1 protein-coding gene and 1 other annotated feature are annotated in these 2,337 nt (G+C 36.9%); the gene reads left to right on the forward strand.

Features of this window, described 5'->3' with window-relative positions; genetic code table 11:
- Positions 1-401: 401 nt before the first annotated feature.
- Positions 402-653 (forward strand) — a binding site (T-box leader).
- A gap of 121 nt (positions 654-774) precedes the next feature.
- Positions 775-1,770 carry a tryptophan--tRNA ligase gene (gene trpS, locus ETR37_RS14715; protein WP_129447455.1) on the forward strand — a complete coding sequence of 332 codons (996 nt, stop codon included), beginning with the start codon at positions 775-777 and terminating at the stop codon, positions 1,768-1,770.
- The last annotated feature ends 567 nt before the right edge of the window (positions 1,771-2,337 follow it).

A 2,337-nucleotide genomic window follows, 5' to 3' on the forward strand; every position in this document is an offset into this window, starting at 1 on the left:
GTTGTCTATCAAAGGGGAATTTACACAATAATTTGGACTTGACCTCACTTGTCAGGTGCAAAACAGTAAAACGCAGGTTGAGTCACAGATAAAATCGCACAATTTTCACAATGAATTCACAGTATAATTCAAATCAATAAAAGAGCTTGAAAAACGTTACAAGAAAACGTTCCAATCTCTTTTATATTTAATGTAGGTTATTCAACAAAGCACCCGTTAGCCAACCATGAAGCGAGCTTCATCACAGATGATGGAAGTTAATTCTTTCTTCCATGGGAGTCAACCATGCCGCATCTATGTGGCACCAGCAATGATGAAAATACTGATTTTTTGTATAATTTAGTAAAAAAACATTGCAATCATTCTACCGTGTGATTATAATAAATAAAAAAATTCCATATATCTTTGTGATGATGAAGAATAGTAGGCATGGCGGACACTTCAGAGAGCTGATGGTTGGTGCAAATCAGTGTGGAAACCATGTTGAATGGGCTTCGGAGCAACCAGACCGAAATTTAGAGTAGGTTTTGGCGGAGAGTCTCACCGTTAAAAGAGACAAGGTATCGAAACGTAATTTATGTTTCCGTACCCTAAAAGTGCGTTTGTTGTTTTACAAACGAACAAAGGTGGCACCGCGGCTTTCCGTCCTTTGGCAAGTGGATGGAAAGCCTTTTTATTTAGTTGTCTAAAAGGAGTGATTAGTCATGGAAGACGGCTGGTGGACGTTTTTTTCAATTCAAAGCATTAAAACTACAACAAAATGGAGGGATTTCGATGAATAGGGGAATATTAGTATCAGGAATAAGACCTACAGGAGAATTACATTTGGGTAACTACTATGGTGCAATGAAGAATATCCTTGAATTACAGGAAAAGTACAATTCATACTTTTTTATCAGTGATATTCATTCACTAACTACTCACCCTAAACCAGATGATTTAACGAGAAATGTTTTGGAAATTGCTAAAGATTATTTGGCAGCAGGGCTCGATCCAAATAAATCTACATTTTATGTCCAATCCTCGATTGCAGAGGAAATATGTGAATTGCATACTTATTTAAGCATGGTAATGCCATTAGGGAATTTATTACGTTGTCCGACATTTAAGGAAAAAGCAAAAAAACAACCTGATAATGTCAATTATGGATTAGTAGGTTATCCAGTTTTGATGGCAGCAGACATTCTTATACACAAAGGAAAATTTGTGCCCGTCGGCGAAGATCAATTGGTTCATTTGGAAATAGCAAGGACCATTGTACGTAGATTTAACCAACTCTATGGAGATATTTTTCCTGAACCAAGACCGATTGTGGAAAATGCTGTTCGTATTCCTTCTCTTTCAGGGAAAGGGAAAATGAGTAAATCCGATAACGCCGACAGTTATATTAGTATGAAAGATGACAATAAAACCATTCAACGAAAAGTAAAGAAGGCATATTCTGACCCTACTCGTATCTATAAACATCAAGCAGGTAACCCTTCAAAAGAAGGGTGCAACGTTTATCATTTGCACACTTACTTTACTGAAAAGGAAACGTTAGAAAAGATTCAGCTCCAATGCAGTAATGCGACGATAGGGTGCGTACAATGTAAATCCATTCTATCCGATTCGATCAATTCCATCGTTGGACCGTTCAGAGAAAAAAGAAAAAAATTGTCAGATAGTGATGTATATGATGTTTTAGAACACGGGAAAATGAAAGCGAAAGAGTCATCACAAAAAGTGATCAGTGAAGTTAGAAAGGCAATTGGATTAAGGATGTTTTAAGTGATTTAATAAGGTGTATCGAATAGTGATACACCTTTTTCTTCATCAATTTATTAACGGTTTATTATGACTAACTGCTTCGTTAGCCAACCATGAAACGAACTTCACCACAGATGATGGAAGTTCATTCGTTCTTCCCAGGGAGACAACCATGCCGCATCTATGCGGCATCATCAGAATAATGAAAAATTCATTTTCAGGATAGACCTCCATGTCGTGCTTACGGCACTAGCAAATGATGAAAATACTAATTTTCGGGATAGTTAAAAAAGAAATGGGTGTAAGCAAAACACCCGCAAAATGTGCGGGTGTTTCTGCTTAAATAACCATATCAATAATTCCATTAATCCATTCAGAATTTTCTTCGATTCCGAGCTTATTGTAAATTATCATTTTATTTCAGCATAAAACGCCCATTTTTTTGCACATTCTTTCAGAAAGCCCTCTCCCCTTTTCTGAAGGAATGTGCTAAATTTTTTGTGAATTGTTTCGGACGAAGATTTCCATTCGTTTCAAGGAGAGGGGGGGAGGAAGTGTGATCCAGTTTCACGACTTTGGCATTGACAT

The sequence above is a fragment of the Geobacillus sp. PK12 genome (assembly GCF_004123125.1).
Taxonomy (GTDB): domain Bacteria; phylum Bacillota; class Bacilli; order Bacillales; family Anoxybacillaceae; genus Geobacillus; species Geobacillus zalihae.